The sequence below is a fragment of the Morganella morganii genome (assembly GCF_041099235.1).
Lineage (GTDB): Bacteria > Pseudomonadota > Gammaproteobacteria > Enterobacterales > Enterobacteriaceae > Morganella > Morganella morganii_E.
The window spans coordinates 275,029-289,867 of sequence record NZ_JBFZSO010000002.1 but is presented as its reverse complement, the minus strand read 5'-3'; the positions used below and the strand labels follow the sequence as shown (position 1 = coordinate 289,867).

At 53.3% G+C, this 14,839-nt stretch carries 14 protein-coding genes; 8 read left to right on the top strand and 6 right to left on the bottom strand.

The window, feature by feature from the left end; genetic code table 11:
• Positions 1 to 20: 20 nt before the first annotated feature.
• Both AB7038_RS04720 and tusA read right to left on the bottom strand, forming a co-directional pair.
• Positions 21 to 860, bottom strand: coding sequence for a DUF817 domain-containing protein (locus AB7038_RS04720; protein ID WP_369452851.1), 840 nt, complete (start codon positions 858 to 860; stop codon positions 21 to 23).
• Positions 861 to 882: 22 nt separating this feature from the next.
• Positions 883 to 1,137, bottom strand: a complete 255-nt coding sequence (gene tusA / locus AB7038_RS04715; RefSeq protein ID WP_072869193.1) for a sulfurtransferase TusA — start codon at positions 1,135 to 1,137, stop codon at positions 883 to 885.
• A gap of 151 nt (positions 1,138 to 1,288) precedes the next feature.
• On the opposite strand from tusA, the gene AB7038_RS04710 reads away from it, so the two are divergent.
• The 6 genes from AB7038_RS04710 (at position 1,289) to AB7038_RS04685 (ending at position 6,764) form a co-directional block, all read left to right on the top strand.
• Positions 1,289 to 2,407 (top strand): linear amide C-N hydrolase, encoded by a 1,119-nt coding sequence (locus tag AB7038_RS04710; protein ID WP_369452850.1) that lies wholly within the window; start codon positions 1,289 to 1,291, stop codon positions 2,405 to 2,407.
• Positions 2,408 to 2,521: 114 nt separating this feature from the next.
• The gene (locus AB7038_RS04705) at positions 2,522 to 3,190 is read left to right on the top strand and encodes a 7-cyano-7-deazaguanine/7-aminomethyl-7-deazaguanine transporter (protein WP_054425398.1); all 669 of its coding nucleotides are present in this window, start codon (positions 2,522 to 2,524) and stop codon (positions 3,188 to 3,190) included.
• A 200-nt stretch (positions 3,191 to 3,390) separates the two neighbouring features.
• The gene (locus AB7038_RS04700) at positions 3,391 to 4,494 is read left to right on the top strand and encodes a glycerol dehydrogenase (protein ID WP_004236232.1); all 1,104 of its coding nucleotides are present in this window, start codon (positions 3,391 to 3,393) and stop codon (positions 4,492 to 4,494) included.
• Between the two features lie 164 nt (positions 4,495 to 4,658).
• Positions 4,659 to 5,399 (top strand): hypothetical protein, encoded by a 741-nt coding sequence (locus AB7038_RS04695; protein ID WP_369452849.1) that lies wholly within the window; start codon positions 4,659 to 4,661, stop codon positions 5,397 to 5,399.
• 9 nt (positions 5,400 to 5,408) lie between these two features.
• Complete coding sequence (locus AB7038_RS04690; protein ID WP_369452848.1) at positions 5,409 to 6,053, top strand: DUF2799 domain-containing protein; 645 nt, start codon at positions 5,409 to 5,411, stop codon at positions 6,051 to 6,053.
• 3 nt (positions 6,054 to 6,056) lie between these two features.
• On the top strand, positions 6,057 to 6,764 hold the full coding sequence (locus AB7038_RS04685; protein WP_369452847.1) for a DUF2799 domain-containing protein: 708 nt from the start codon (positions 6,057 to 6,059) through the stop codon (positions 6,762 to 6,764).
• A 17-nt stretch (positions 6,765 to 6,781) separates the two neighbouring features.
• Here AB7038_RS04685 and AB7038_RS04680 read toward each other — a convergent pair whose 3' ends face one another.
• The 4 genes from AB7038_RS04680 to glpA form a co-directional block, all read right to left on the bottom strand.
• Positions 6,782 to 7,399, bottom strand: a complete 618-nt coding sequence (locus AB7038_RS04680; protein ID WP_368889941.1) for a DUF3313 domain-containing protein — start codon at positions 7,397 to 7,399, stop codon at positions 6,782 to 6,784.
• A gap of 176 nt (positions 7,400 to 7,575) precedes the next feature.
• Positions 7,576 to 8,772 carry an anaerobic glycerol-3-phosphate dehydrogenase subunit GlpC gene (gene glpC, locus AB7038_RS04675; RefSeq protein ID WP_369452846.1) on the bottom strand — a complete coding sequence of 399 codons (1,197 nt, stop codon included), beginning with the start codon at positions 8,770 to 8,772 and terminating at the stop codon, positions 7,576 to 7,578.
• Positions 8,769 to 10,067, bottom strand: a complete 1,299-nt coding sequence (gene glpB / locus AB7038_RS04670; RefSeq protein ID WP_369452845.1) for a glycerol-3-phosphate dehydrogenase subunit GlpB — start codon at positions 10,065 to 10,067, stop codon at positions 8,769 to 8,771. The genes glpC and glpB overlap by 4 nt, the downstream gene beginning before the upstream one ends.
• Positions 10,057 to 11,703 carry an anaerobic glycerol-3-phosphate dehydrogenase subunit A gene (gene glpA / locus AB7038_RS04665; protein ID WP_369452844.1) on the bottom strand — a complete coding sequence of 549 codons (1,647 nt, stop codon included), beginning with the start codon at positions 11,701 to 11,703 and terminating at the stop codon, positions 10,057 to 10,059. Before glpA ends, glpB begins: the two co-directional genes overlap by 11 nt.
• 605 nt (positions 11,704 to 12,308) lie before the next feature.
• Here glpA and frdA point away from each other — a divergent pair.
• Both frdA and AB7038_RS04655 read left to right on the top strand, forming a co-directional pair.
• Entirely contained in the window at positions 12,309 to 14,111 is a 1,803-nt protein-coding gene (gene frdA / locus AB7038_RS04660; RefSeq protein ID WP_368889924.1) for a fumarate reductase (quinol) flavoprotein subunit, read from the top strand.
• Entirely contained in the window at positions 14,104 to 14,838 is a 735-nt protein-coding gene (locus AB7038_RS04655) for a succinate dehydrogenase/fumarate reductase iron-sulfur subunit (RefSeq protein ID WP_072869179.1), read from the top strand. The genes frdA and AB7038_RS04655 overlap by 8 nt, the downstream gene beginning before the upstream one ends.
• Position 14,839: the final 1 nt, after the last annotated feature.

Below are 14,839 nucleotides of genomic sequence, written 5' to 3'. Positions count from 1 at the left end.
ATGCTGAAGCATCCCTTTTTTTATCTCACCACCAGGATCGTGGCTTTAATGTGTTTGAGATAGGCCACAATCGTGAAGGTGACAATCACCAGCAGCGACCAGGACGCCCATTTTCCGGCATGCACAGTCGCCCACGCCCCTATCTGGTTCGGATACTGCCAGACGCCGAAAAAGGTGCCGAAGTTTTCTGCCAGCCAGATAAAAAAGCCGATCAGCACAAAACTCAGTAATAACGGCATTTTGCGCTCTTTATCATACGGCGTGTAGTAAACCATGGTCCGCGCATACAACCCGAGAATAAAAGCGGTGAGATACCAGCGGTAATCGCCGATAAAATGATGGGCAAAGAAATTCACATAAATCGCCAGCGCAATCAGGGTTGCCAGCCAGTACGGCGGGAAGTTTTCAATTCTGACATTCAGGAAACGCCACGCCTGAATCACATAACTGCCGACCGCCGCATACATAAACCCGGTGAATAACGGTACATTCCATAATTTGGTATACGCTGCATCAGGGTAGTTCCACGAGCCGATGGCGGATGAGGTTTTAAACAGCTCCATGACAAAACCGACCACGAGGAAAATACAGATGGCTTTCAGTTCATCCGTGGTTTCCAGCTTTTTCCACACCATCGCGGCCTGAAACAGTACCGCCAGGATCAGCAGAAAATCATAACGGGGGATCCCGGCAACACCGGCGGCAGGCACCAGAAACAGGGCGAGAAAAAAGAAGGCGGCAAACAGACACGCCCGTGCCTCTTTCAGACCGAAAAACCAGAATTCAAGGATAAACCGGCGCCAGCCGGTCAGAGACGAGTGTTTCTGTGCCAGCAGAAAGGTATCAAAGCGGTCAAGCATGGTTCAGTCCCTGAAGGATGGATTACAGCGCACTCTCTTTTTTGCGGATCAGATAGCGGTACGGCGCGGTTTCAGCGTCCTGAGCCACCAGCTCATGCTCCATAAAACGGCAGAACCCGGGAATGTCCCGCGTGGTCGCCGGATCATCCGCCACCACCAGCAAAACGTCACCGGTATTCATCCCGCGGATGGTTTTACGCACCAGCATCACCGGCTCCGGGCAGCGCAGCCCGAGTGTGTCGAGTGTTTTATCGGCACAGGAAAAAGTATCAGACATCATGATTGTCCTGTTAAGTAACGAATCTGCGAATTATACCGGAAATAAACGTCCTGCGCCCCTTCTGTGTTTTTAATCTCCCGGGCTAAAAATTGATATTTATTCAGTAACCACTTCCGGTCAGGCTCAGAGCTCCCCGCATGGAGAAATAATGATGAAAAGATCTGTGAAATCCGTTTTTATCCCGGCAGTCATGGCCGCTGCCCTGATCGCGCCGCACACCGCTGATGCCTGTACCCGGTTTGTGTATCACGGTGAAAATGATCTGCATATGACCGCACGGTCAATGGACTGGTCAAAACCCGCCGGGACTAATCTGTGGATTTTCCCCCGCGGTATGCACAGGGAAAGTGTTCCCGGTAATCGGGGCGTCACCTGGACATCCCGCTACGGCAGTGTGATCGCGACGGCTTATGACATTGCCACGATAGACGGCATGAATGAAAAAGGATTATCCGTCAATCAGCTCTGGCTGGATGAAACAATCTACCCTGAAGACAACCGGCAACACAAACTCATGCCGGTCTCTGTCTGGGCTCAGTATGTTCTGGATAATTTTGCCACGGTAAAAGAAGCGGTTGAGGAATTAAAAAAAGAAACCTTCGTCATTGTTACTGACCAGGAACCGGGCAGAGACCGGCTGGTATCACTGCATTTATCTGTTTCTGATAGCCGTGGTGACAGTGCAGTTATTGAGTATACTGACGGGAAATTAGTGATTTATCAGAATGATGGTACCGATGTGATGACCAATTCCCCGGTATTCAGTGACCAGCTTGCTCTCGGCCGCTACTGGGAAACCGCAGACGGACTGAAAGTACTGCCCGGCTCACGCCGTTCGGAAGACCGGTTTGTCAGGGCAACATTTTACAGCAGTCGTATTCCGGAAAATCTGAGCTCTGATGAGGCACTTGCTGCCGTTCTCAGTGTTATCCGCTATACATCCACTCCTTACCGCTCAGCACAAACCCGGAATGCGGTTGTCAGCGGTGAGGTTGATCCTCTCTCTTCCACCCGCTGGCGCACAGTGGCAGATCACCGGAGCAAGCGCTACTTCTTTGATGCCGTGATGGCTCCCGCAGTGATTTGGGTGGATCTCAGTGAGATCGACTTCTCAGCACAGACCGGTACGGTCAGGAAACTGGCGCTGGGAAATAACCAGCAGCATCGCTTTACCGGGAATGTGACAAAGTATTTCCGGGAATCCGAACCGTTCAGATTCGCCATCCCCGGCGATGAAACAGAGCCGCATTATTCAGGCGGCGAATAACAGGAAACTCTCACGGCCAGACCGGGAGAGTTCTTTGCTTTTGTTGCGCAAACGACGTATTATTGCGTCCGAGATTATTGGGTTCCCTCACCCCAACCACCAAAAAGGTACAATATGTTTGATTTATCTGCCCGCCAGCGGCGCACCGCGCTTGTCTGGTTATCACTTTTTCACATTCTGATCATTACCTCCAGTAACTACCTGGTGCAGTTACCGATCACTATTTTCGGCTTCCATACCACCTGGGGGGCATTCACGTTTCCGTTTATTTTTCTGGCAACCGATCTGACCGTCCGTATTTACGGCGCGCCGCTGGCACGGCGGATTATCACGTCAGTCATGATCCCGGCACTGGCCATTTCCTATGTAGTCTCCGCCCTGTTCTTTCAGGGGGCATGGGCCGGTGTTGAAGCACTTTCGCATTTCAACCTGTTTGTGGCGCGGATAGCAGCCGCCAGTTTTATGGCATATGCCCTCGGGCAGATTCTGGATGTGAGTGTCTTTAACCGTCTGCGTCAGAACCGCCGCTGGTATGTGGCCCCGGCTGCCGCGATGTTTGTCGGTAACCTGATCGATACCCTGGCCTTCTTCTTTATCGCCTTCTGGCGCAGTACCGATCCGTTTATGGCGGCAAACTGGGTGGAAATCGCCCTGGTGGATTACAGTTTCAAAGTCACTATCTGCATGCTGTTCTTCCTGCCGGCTTACGGCGTGCTGCTCAATCTGATCCTGCGCTCTTTTTTTGCGCAACGCGCTGACGGCTCCCTGCCCGCGCATCACTGATTGTTCATTTTTCTGACACGCAGAGGCGCTATCCTGCCTCTGCGCTGTCGTCTGTATCACATTTTCCCGATCTGCCCCGTGTTCCCGGCCCGTACAGTGCGTCAGCTCTCACATATCCGTTACTGTAACTGTTAGTCTGATTCAGACGGAATACTATCCCTCACTGACACCATAACGCGAATGCATTCAGGAGCTTGAGTATGTTAAAAGTGATCCAATCCCCGGCCAAATACATTCAGGGTCCGGACGCGCTTTACCATGTGGGTAAATACATCAGACCATTAGCGGAAAAAACGTTGGTGATTGCTGATAAATTTGTCCGCGAGCTGGTGGGCGATATTGTGAATGACAGCCTGAGCGAATACGAAGTCAGCGGTGTCTTTGAAACCTTCGGCGGCGAGTGTACTCACGAGGAGATCGACCGTCTGACCAAACTGGCGAAAAACCATAAATGCCAGGCGGTACTGGGTGTGGGCGGCGGTAAAACACTGGATACCGCCAAGGCTGTGGCGCATTTTGCCAAACTGCCGGTGATCATTGCCCCGACTATCGCATCAACGGATGCGCCGACCAGCGCACTGTCCGTTATCTATAATGAACTCGGTGCGTTCGACAGCTACCTGTTCTATCCGCAGAACCCGAACGTGGTAGTGATGGATACCAATATCATTGCCCGCGCACCGGCTCGTCTGCTGGTTGCCGGAATGGGTGATGCGCTGGCCACTTACTTTGAGGCACGTGCATGCAGCGCAGCCGGAAAAGCCACTATGGCCGGCGGCAGCACCACACTGGCGGCACTGGCACTGGCGAATCTCTGCTTTGATACCCTGCTCAGCGACGGCATCAAAGCCAAACTGGCGGTGGAAGCCGGAGTCAGCACCAAAGCGGTGGAAAACATCATTGAAGCCAACACCCTGCTCAGCGGGCTGGGCTTTGAAAGTGCCGGGCTTGCGGCGGCACATGCTATCCACAACGGCTTTACCGCGCTGGAAGAGTGCCACCACATGTACCACGGTGAAAAAGTGGCGTTCGGTACTCTCGTGCAGTTAGTGCTGGAAAATGCTCCGGCGGAAGAGCTGGAAACCGTACTGGAGTTCTGTGCACAGGTCGGTCTGCCAATCACCCTGGAAGAACTGGGTGTGGACAGCATCGGTACTGAACTGGAAGAGAAGGTCATGGCCGTTGCCGAACTGAGTTGTGCAGACAACGAAACCATCTATAACATGCCGTTCGAAGTCGATTCTGATCAGGTTTACGCCGCGATTATGGCTGCTGACCGTATGGGCCGTGACTGGCTGTACTGATCGCCGGAATATCCTCTGACCGGTTGTTTTTCCGATCCCCGTACCGCAGATGCGGTGCGGGGATTTTCGTTATTACAGACTAATCCGGCTTATCATTCCGTATGAATCAGGTATGTTCATATATACATAATAAAAATATATATCAGCCATATGGAAACATCATAATGCGGATAATGCATTACCTCCTCTCCGGTATCATCGTTGCGCTGCTGACCGCCTGCGGCAGTTATGACCCCATCAACCGCAGTATTGTCAGTGACAAAGTACTGAAATCCACTGATGCATTTAAAGCGACAGTCACCAACCGGAGCGAAGACAGTTTCATCGGTTTTTCTTATGACCCGGAGAAAAAAGAGTTTCTGATCGTGGGTAATCAATATTCCTATATTGCGCCGGTAGCCAAAAAAGTGCAGTTCATTATTGATACCCCGGCTATCCGCGATAATATCCGCGTGCTGTATCGTGATGAAGAAGGCTGGGGAATATGGCGCTACATTCTGGTTGATGATAACGGTATCCCGCTGGAAAAACCGATACTTAACGATCTCGCTCTGATTATGTGCTTTAACAATACCGTGCCGCAATCGCAGATCGATGAATATAAAAAATCATTTGAACGCGAACGGATTTATTTTGCCCCCCATCTGAAAGAGCCGTGTTTTTATTTTCCGTTGGGCGACAGCCGCGCACAAATTTTTGCCACCACGACGGCATCAAAAGCCGCAGTAAGAACAAAATTACCGCGCCCGTTCCCGTACCTGCTTGATACGGTCACCACCAAAGATAAAGCATTACTGGAATCTCAGAACCGTAAAGCCACCGCCCTGTCTCCGTTTGCGACAGCAGCCGACGGCGTGCTGACCTTCGGACAATATCTGGCTCTGCCTTTCACCATGTGGTTTTAAGGGAATGTCATGCTGATGAAAAAGTCTGTTTTCCTGCTCTGTCTGCTTCCGCTGCTGAACGGCTGTATGTCTGATGCAGAGTGGCGCGCCATGCAAATTTCACGGCAGGCCGCCGGTGAACGGGAAATCTGTAAAAAAGGATCATTAACCCTGGGGCGTGATTATGCACTGGCCGGTATCGACAGCGCGCCGGGGCTGGCTGAATACCGGGCGTTATGTGAAAAGCATGATTTTGTGATTGACCGCAGTCAGTGGGACAGCGGCTACAAAAGCGGCAGCCAGTTGTACTGCGAGCCTTTGCAGGCGTATAACACCGGTAAACAGAATTACACCTATCAGGCAAACCGCTGCCAAAAGAAACCGGCACAGATTTCGCAACTGAATAACGCCTGGCAACTGGGGCTGCGCTGGTCGGAAATCAATCGTCAGATCAGCGAACTGGAAACGAGTTATAACGATCTGGATCGCACGATCAGCAATCTGGAATACAGCAAAGACAGCATGAACCCGGAAGATGCCCGTGAGGCCCGCCATCTGCTGCGCCGCCTGAAACAGGAACAGCGGGATGCGGAGCGGACACTGCGTCAGTACCGCAGCAGACTGAGTGCGCTCGATAACCAGAATCTTTCCGCCATCGTAAAATACAACGGATAAACCATGATAAACCGCTTACCCGCCCTTCTGCCTGTACTGCTCTGCCCGCTGCTGCTGAGTGCCTGCGGGACGATTGGTGATGCCCGCGACAGCTATAACTACTCGCTGTATACCGCCTCTCCGGCGGGGATCGCGGAAAAACAGGCGCGTGAGGCGCAACAGGCTGAAGAGGCGCGGATTGCCCGGGAGAAAGAGAAGCAAACCTGTCTCTCCTATCAGCGTGACTGGCATGCCGCCGGTTACAATACCGGCAGCGTTGGCGGACACCCGCAATATTACAACAGCATTCTGCGCGAGTGTCAGACGCACAATCTGACGTTCAGCAAACCGCAATGGGACGCCGGATATCAGAGGGGGCTGAAAGAGCGCTACTGCGTGTATGAAACGGCGCTGACTATCGGAACAGAATACGCATTTGACCAGATGATGGTGCAATGTACGCCGTTGCTTTCCGCCCGGCAGCAGCAGAATATGCAGATCTTTTTCCTCAAGGGACAGATTATCTCACAGCAGAAATCCGCGCTGTCAGACGCAAAATATGATCTGTCAAAACTGGAGGATAAACTGCGCTACGGCCGCGATAAGGAGATAACCCGTGACGATCGCCGGGAATACCGCCACCTGAAGCAGGCCGTGAATGATTTACAGTATGAGCTGGATCTGATGCATTCGGAAGCACAGCGCCTGCTGCTGGAAACCGGCGGCAGATAATCCGCCGCCGGTATTCATTATGCGGCAGGCAGGACCTCTGCGGCGATCGTATCAACCGCTGCTTTCAGTTCCTGTAAGGTGATAGTCTGATCTTTATTACTCATCTGCTCACCTTTATTTTTACGGATCGCTTCAAGATATGGTTTTTTCGATACTGAATCGGTAATTTTCCATTCAAAATACATTGACGTATCTGCATCCCGGTTACCGATTGCCAGCTGTGTTCCGGCGACAATCAGCATCACCGGTAAGACCTCATACGGTTTGAAATCTTTATTGGTCACTTTAACGGCGGTGACCACGCCCTCAAAACGCAGCACACCCGGTGCGGCGGTTTCTGTCAGCTGATACCGTTTTGCCAGCTCACTTTTGATCTGCTGATTGGTGTAGTTGAGCAAAACAGCCATAAACTGTTTACCCATTTTGTTATTTTCATTCAGCGGCTTAAACACAACCGGCGTAAAGATCAGCTTTGTTTTCGGGTTTTCTGCAGTGAAATCATCAGCCCGCCAGGATTTAATCACCTCACCGGAGGCTGTTGCTGTTTCGGTCAGGCGCTGATAATCACTCAGAAAATCAGATTGTTCGGTGTGATCCGGCAGGCGGCTTGAGCAGGCGGAAAGCAGGAATACCATTGACACTGCAATTATACAGTTAGTGACTGAATGTGATGCGAAATTGTTCATTTTCCTCTCAATATCTTTATTATTTTCTTTAAAAAATCCGCCCGATGCTAGCACCGGGCGGGAGAGAAAAGTGAATAGAAAATGCGGTTTATACGTAATATTCAGCCGGTTTCTGTCATCCTTTTTTATGCCAGCGCCCGCGCCAGCAGAGATACCGGGTGCTCACATTTTTTGCTGGTAGACATCTCAATCTGCCATTTACAGGTTTCACAGTCACTGATCACCAGGTCAATACCGCACTCTTCTATCTGGCGGAACAGCGGGGAACCAATTGCCTGTGATGTTTCGTAGTTTTCCTTTTTAAACCCGTAAGTTCCGGCGATACCACAGCATTGTGAATCCAGCACGATCAGTTCCACCCCCGGGATTGAGCGGATAAGCTCAAGGGAATAGGCCGTCCAGCCCATTTTTTCCATATGGCACGGCGTGTGATAACCGACTTTCAGCGGCGTATGCTTCAGCGCCGGCCTGCGCCCGTCCTGCATCAGCCGGTAAAGATAACGGGTCACCAGCTCTATGTTATCGCGCAGCGGCGCGGTATCCACATCCAGGATATGCGGATATTCATCCCGCAGGGTAAAAGCACAGGTGGAGGATGTCGCAATCACCGGCATCTTCTGTTCAACAATGGCTTTGGTGAGAGATTCCATATTCACCGCCGCCTGTTTTTTAGCCTGCTTTGCAAAACCGTTGGCGATCAGCGCCACACCACAGCATTTTTCCCGCTCCAGCAGCTGCACGCCGATCCCCATGCTGTTAAAGACCTTAATCACATCTTTACCAAGCTGCGGATGGTTATAATTCACATAACAACCGTGGAAGTACGCGACCTGTTCGCCGAATTTAGCCTGGTTTTCCTGCTGTTTTTTGTACCAGCGGCGGAAAGTACCGAACGAATATTTCGGCAACTCGCGGCGGTGATCAATTTTCAGAGCAGTATCCAGCAGTTTACGCACCGGTTTCAGGCCGGTGATAGTATTGACCACAGGCGCAAACTGCGAGGAGAGTGATCCCATCAGATCGGTGTGGCTCAGAATCGCGTCACGGATTTTCGGCCGTGACGGGGAATATGTCAGTTTGGCACGGGCGATAATATCCCCGATGCGGACATCCGACGGGCACGCCACTTCGCAGCGTTTACAGTTGGTGCAGAGGGTGAGCGCATCATCATACAGCATGGCATCTTTCAGACGCAGCCGCTCACCGTCCGGCCCCGCCTGTTTCGGCCCCGGATAATCCGGATTAACCTTCGCCACCGGGCAGTAAGTTGTGCAGACTGTACATTTGATGCAGTTCTCAAACTGTGTTTGTCCCGTGCTCATACCTGTTCCTCCGTTACCGGCATCGTGCTGCCTGCGCCCGTCTGCGCCAGAATCTGTTCCGCTGCGTACATCGCAGTGACAAGAGAAACACCCGCACCGCAGCCCTCCTGTAACGGGTTATACCCGCCCAGTACCGCCCCGGCAGCATACAGATTAGTGATAGTACCGTGCGCATCCGACGGATGCAGATGTGCATCTGTCGCCACCCCCGCTTCCAGATAACGCTGACGGGCAAACAGATCTGCCGATGTCCATTCCCGGCGCGGCAGGGTTTCGGTCAGATTAAGATTCAGCAATGGCTCATAAATATGGTCAATATCGCTCGCCAGCCCGTTACTGAAGAAACTGCCGGTCGCCAGCACAAACTGCTCAGCCTGTACCGGAATATCACCGTGATTGCGGGTAAACAGATGTGTGATCCGCTCACCGTCACGGCAGACAGAAATGACACTGTCCCCCGGCATCACAAATCCCCCCGCCCGGCGGAAGCGGCGCAGTAATGCCTGATGCAGACGTATTCCCAACAGTGACGGCGGAAGGGTCGGTAACTGATAAACCGTTTTATTCAGCTGCTGCTGTAAGAAGGCAATTCCGTCACTGTTTTCCGCCCCGAAACAGGCCGGTAAAATCAGGGTTTGTTCCGTGATACCGCACTGTGCCAGTTCATCAGCCAGTTCCTGCCGGTTTTGCGGCAAATCCAGCACACGGGCAATATTGACAGAGCGGAACTCACTCGGGTTATTGCGTAACTTATCCAGGCACGGCAGATGCAGGGTATACGCCTGTGCCGGATATCCCTGACGGGTCAGTGCAGCGGCGGCCATTTCCGCCTGAAAATCAAGAAAACCGGTAATACTGATAACCGCAGCCGGCTGCCAGCCTGCCGTCATTTTTTCGCTCAGAACCGGCACCACATCCGGTGTCAGCCAGCTCATCCGCCACTGTCCGGCCGGGGTCAGATGCCAGTGATTACGTTCCGCCGATCCCCGCAACGGCAAGGCATCCTGCTGTAACAGCGCCATTGCCTGTGACACGCAGCGGCGCACCGCACTTTCCCCTATCACACTGTAAGGATGAGCAGGCGCCTGATGTGCCAGCGCTGCCAGTGCCGAAAGCGGCTCAGTGACCGGTTGCCCGTCCGGCAGTGCCGAAAGCAGATCCAGTGATGCCGATGAGAAATGCAGCGCGCTCTGTCCGGCGCTGATAATAGCGCAGCTCAGTCCGCTCTCTGCCAGCTTCACGCCGCAGGAGAGACCGGCAAGACCGCCGCCCGCGATAACCACATCATATTTCATGCTGCTCTCCCTGTTCGTCTGTCCCGCTGTTTTCCAGCCCGCATAATCCCTGATACACCCAGCCGGTGAACTCACTTTCCCGCAGTGCATTCCCCCACGCCACCGGGCGCACACCTTTCCAGCGTTCATTCAGAAAATGCATCAGTTCGGTTTCGGATTTCTCAGCGGTAGTGACTTTCAGCTGAGTCAGCAACTCCGCCGCACGGCAGGCACACAGCTCGCCCTGACAGGTGCCCATGCCGACACGGGTGCGGCGGCGCAGATCCAGCAGATTATTCACCGTCAGGCTTTCCGTGGCATAGCGCACCTCACCGGCAGTGACCGCTTCACACTCACAGACCAGACTTTTATCCAGCCGCGTGGTGTGCGGCAGTTCTGCCGCGCGATCGCCGTGACGGTACACCGCCGATCCGCGCAGCGGTGCAGGAAGGGAGATCACTTTACGCAATGTCTGTTCCGCCGAATGTGCCGAACCAGGCAGCGGCGCCTCCGCCGTGGAACAGTGCGCGGTTATACCGAGCTTCGCGCACACCGCGTCTGTCGCCCACTCCGCCATCAGCCGGTAAGTCATCAGCTTGCCGCCGGTGATCGTGAGGAAGCCGCGCAATCCGTCGCGTTTCTCATGATCCAGCAGCACAATCCCCCGGCTGATACTGCGCCCGGTCGGATCGTCATCCGCCGCCACCAGCGGCCGGACCCCCGCATACGCCCGCAGAATACGCGCCTGCGCCATCGCCGGTGCCAGGCGTGAGCCCTCACGGATCAGGGTATCGACCTCATCCGCCGTGACAATCATATTGTCGATATCATCATAAGGAATATGAACTGACGTGGTGCCGATCAGGGAAATGGTATCCCCCGGCACCAGAATATCCGCATCACCCGGTTTGCGGCAGCGGTTAATAACATGCTGGTTAAGGCGGTGCCCGAGGATCAGCAGTGATCCTTTGGCAGGCAGCATGCTGATATGCACCCCGGCAAAACCGGCGATACGCTGACTCCAGATCCCTGCCGCATTGACCACCACCGGCGCATACAGCGGATAGCGGCGGTGATTCTGATGATCATAAACCTGCACACCGGTTACCTGATCGCCCTGACGCAGTACATCCGTGACCTCGTGATAGGTCAGCACCTGCGCACCGTGCTCCCGCGCATCCAGCATATTGGCGGCGGTCAGACGGAACGGATCCACCGTGCCGTCCGGCACTTTCACCGCCCCCAGCAGTGCCGGGTTTACAGACGGCTCAAAGCGCAGCGCCTCCTGCGGGGACATCACCTGAGTCTCAATACCCGCCGCGCGGCAGGCCTCAATAAACGTGGCCTGATACGCCACCTCATCTTCCGGCAGTGTGATAAACAGGCCGTCTGTTTCCTCGACACAATGGCGGGCAATGCGCCGCAGGATCCGGTTTTCCGAAATACACTCACGGGCGGATTCCGGATCCGTCACCGCATAACGGGCACCGCTGTGCAGCAGGCCGTGGTTGCGGCCGGTCGCGCCGGTCGCGATATCAAACCGCTCCAGTAACAGCGTGCGCAGGCCGCGCCGGGCGCAGTCCCGTGCCATCCCGGCACCGGTTGCACCACCGCCGATGATAATGACATCCGCTTCATTGACAGGTGAATCAGACATGGGTTCCTCTCAGTCATGTTCCTTTATTATGGTTATAGCGTAGCCGTTTTTTCTGCCTCCATGATTGATAATGAGCAAAAACGAAAACAAAACACCAAAAATTAGAGCGAAATAATCCATAGTCGTGATGAATATCACATATCCGCAACATCCGGATTTTCCCGCAGAAAATACCCGTAAACTGACTGATTTTCCGCCTGTTTTCTGTCTGATTCACACCTCTGAGATTTAATTATTGTGCCGCCGCTGATATACGCTATGCTTTTAGCGCTAATTATATGTTTACCCAGTATATTTTATGTAACCGGAATAAAACAAAATAACTACACTCAAGTAATTACTTAGGTGATTACCTTAAATATCCGGTTATTCATCCGCAAAAATGCAAAATTAGCGCTTAAAACCCTTGGTTATATCAAATTTAAACGATCAGCTATTCGCTATACTTTGAACAGAATGTGATTTTATAACCAGTCAGTAACCGAAAATGATTAGCGTTTTTATCAACTGAAAGGATTCGGTTACTGATAACAATTTTAAGTACCCGTTTCAGATTTCGTTTTTACATTTTAACTTTCGATTTACCTGAACAATGGAGAAGCACAGTGCAAACCTTTAATGCCGATATCGCAATTATCGGAGCAGGCGGCGCAGGGCTGCGGGCGGCGATTGCCGCTGCGGAAGCTAACCCGAACCTGAAAATTGCTCTGATCTCAAAAGTTTACCCGATGCGCAGTCACACCGTGGCCGCAGAAGGTGGCTCTGCGGCTGTGACACAATCCCATGATTCCTATGATTATCATTTCAGTGATACGGTGTCCGGGGGCGACTGGTTATGTGAGCAGGATGTGGTGGAGTATTTTGTCGAACACTGTCCGACAGAAATGACTCAGCTGGAACTGTGGGGCTGCCCGTGGAGCCGCAAAGAAGACGGTTCCGTCAACGTGCGTCGTTTCGGCGGTATGAAAATCGAGCGGACCTGGTTCGCCGCCGATAAAACCGGCTTTCATATGCTGCACACCCTGTACCAGACCTCTCTGAAATACCCTCAGATTCAGCGTTTTGATGAGCATTTTGTCCTCGATATCATTGTGGATGAAGGCCATGTGCGCGGTCTGGTGGCAATCAACATGATGGAAGGGACAAAAGTTCAGATCCGCGCCAATTCCGTGGTTATGGCCACCGGCGGTGCCGGTCGTGTCTACCGCTATAACACTAACGGCGGGATTGTTACCGGCGACGGGATGGGAATGGCTTTCCGTCACGGCGTGCCGCTGCGGGATATGGAATTCGTTCAGTATCACCCGACCGGTCTGCCCGGTTCCGGTATTCTGATGACAGAAGGCTGCCGGGGCGAAGGCGGTATTCTGGTCAACAAAGACGGCTACCGCTATCTCCAGGATTACGGCATGGGGCCGGAAACCCCGCTCGGCCATCCGGAAAATAAATACATGGAACTCGGCCCTCGCGATAAAGTCTCCCAGGCGTTCTGGCACGAGTGGCGCAAAGGCCGGACTATCAAAACCAGCCGCGGTGATGTGGTTTATCTGGATCTCCGCCATCTCGGCGAGAAAAAACTGCTGGAGCGTCTGCCGTTTATCTGCGAGCTGGCGAAAGCCTATGTCGGCGTGGACCCGGTCAAAGAGCCGATCCCTGTCCGTCCGACCGCGCACTACACCATGGGCGGTATCGAAACCGACCAGCGCTGTGAAACCCGTATCAAAGGGCTGTTTGCAGTCGGTGAGTGCTCCTCCGTCGGTCTGCACGGTGCGAACCGCCTCGGTTCCAACTCACTGGCGGAACTGGTGGTCTTCGGTCGTCTGGCCGGGGAAGAAGCGGCTAAGCACGCACAGGAAACGCACGCTGCCAACAGTAATGCTATCGATGCCCGCACCGCTGACATTGAAAACAATCTGAAAGCGCTGATGAACCAGAAGGGCACCGAAAGCTGGGCCAGACTGCGTGATGAGATGGGTGAGGCAATGGAAGAAGGCTGCGGTATCTACCGCACACCGGAACTGATGCAGAAAACCATCGATAAACTGGCCGAACTGAAAGAGCGTTTCAAACGCGTTGAAATCACTGACCGCTCCTCTGTCTTCAATACCGACCTGCTCTACACCATTGAGCTGGGCTTCGGTCTGGATGTCGCGGAATGTATGGCGCACTCCGCCTTTAACCGTAAAGAATCACGCGGCGCGCACCAGCGTCTGGATGAAGGCTGTACTGAGCGCGACGATGTCAATTTCCTGAAACACACCCTCGCCTTCCACAATCCGGACGGTTCGCCGCATCTGGAATACAGTGATGTGAAGATAACCAAATCCGCCCCGGCAAAACGTGTCTACGGTGGTGAAGCGGCGGCGGCTGAACAGGCGGCAAAAGAGAAGGAAAACGTCAATGGCTGAGATGAAAATGCTGAAAATGTCAGTGATGCGCTATAACCCGGAAACGGATAATGAGCCGCATGCTGTCACGTATCAGGTGCCTTACGATGAGCAGACGTCACTGCTGGATGCGCTGGGCTATATCAAAGACAACCTGGCGCCGGATCTCTCCTACCGCTGGTCCTGCCGGATGGCTATCTGCGGCTCCTGCGGCATGATGGTCAATAAGGTGCCGAAGCTCGCCTGTAAAACCTTCCTGCGCGAATATCCGCAGGGCATGGAAATTGAGGCACTCGGCAACTTCCCGATCGAGCGCGACCTGGTTGTGGATATGACGCACTTTATCGAGAGCCTGGAAGCGATCAAGCCTTATATTATCGGCAATGACCGCAAACCGTCCGAAGGCCCGAATAACCAGACCCCGGGACAGATGGCGAAATACCATCAGTTCTCCGGCTGCATTAACTGCGGTCTGTGCTACGCCGCCTGTCCGCAGTTCGGCCTGAATCCGGAATTCCTCGGCCCGGGTGTGCTGACACTGGCGCAGCGCTATAACACCGACAGCCGCGATCACGGCAAAAAAGAGCGGATGAAACAAATCAACGGCGATAACGGCGTATGGACCTGTACCTTCGTGGGTTACTGCTCGGAAGTCTGTCCGAAACATGTGGATCCGGCAGCCGCTATTCAGCAGGGTAAAGCCGCCAGTGCGGAAGATTACATTATTGCCCGTCTGAAACCACAATAAG

What these genes read in the sequence shown, in the direction of transcription:
- glpA (WP_369452844.1), bottom strand. Translation starts at nt 11,703, where the DNA reads ATGTCTGATTCACCTGTCAATGAAGCGGATGTCATTATCATCGGCGGT.
- AB7038_RS04720 (WP_369452851.1), bottom strand. Translation starts at nt 860, where the DNA reads ATGCTTGACCGCTTTGATACCTTTCTGCTGGCACAGAAACACTCGTCT.
- AB7038_RS04695 (WP_369452849.1), top strand. Translation starts at nt 4,659, where the DNA reads ATGCGGATAATGCATTACCTCCTCTCCGGTATCATCGTTGCGCTGCTG.
- glpC (WP_369452846.1), bottom strand. Translation starts at nt 8,772, where the DNA reads ATGAGCACGGGACAAACACAGTTTGAGAACTGCATCAAATGTACAGTC.
- glpB (WP_369452845.1), bottom strand. Translation starts at nt 10,067, where the DNA reads ATGAAATATGATGTGGTTATCGCGGGCGGCGGTCTTGCCGGTCTCTCC.
- AB7038_RS04705 (WP_054425398.1), top strand. Translation starts at nt 2,522, where the DNA reads ATGTTTGATTTATCTGCCCGCCAGCGGCGCACCGCGCTTGTCTGGTTA.
- AB7038_RS04655 (WP_072869179.1), top strand. Translation starts at nt 14,104, where the DNA reads ATGGCTGAGATGAAAATGCTGAAAATGTCAGTGATGCGCTATAACCCG.
- AB7038_RS04710 (WP_369452850.1), top strand. Translation starts at nt 1,289, where the DNA reads ATGATGAAAAGATCTGTGAAATCCGTTTTTATCCCGGCAGTCATGGCC.
- AB7038_RS04685 (WP_369452847.1), top strand. Translation starts at nt 6,057, where the DNA reads ATGATAAACCGCTTACCCGCCCTTCTGCCTGTACTGCTCTGCCCGCTG.
- tusA (WP_072869193.1), bottom strand. Translation starts at nt 1,137, where the DNA reads ATGTCTGATACTTTTTCCTGTGCCGATAAAACACTCGACACACTCGGG.
- AB7038_RS04700 (WP_004236232.1), top strand. Translation starts at nt 3,391, where the DNA reads ATGTTAAAAGTGATCCAATCCCCGGCCAAATACATTCAGGGTCCGGAC.
- AB7038_RS04680 (WP_368889941.1), bottom strand. Translation starts at nt 7,399, where the DNA reads ATGGTATTCCTGCTTTCCGCCTGCTCAAGCCGCCTGCCGGATCACACC.
- AB7038_RS04690 (WP_369452848.1), top strand. Translation starts at nt 5,409, where the DNA reads ATGCTGATGAAAAAGTCTGTTTTCCTGCTCTGTCTGCTTCCGCTGCTG.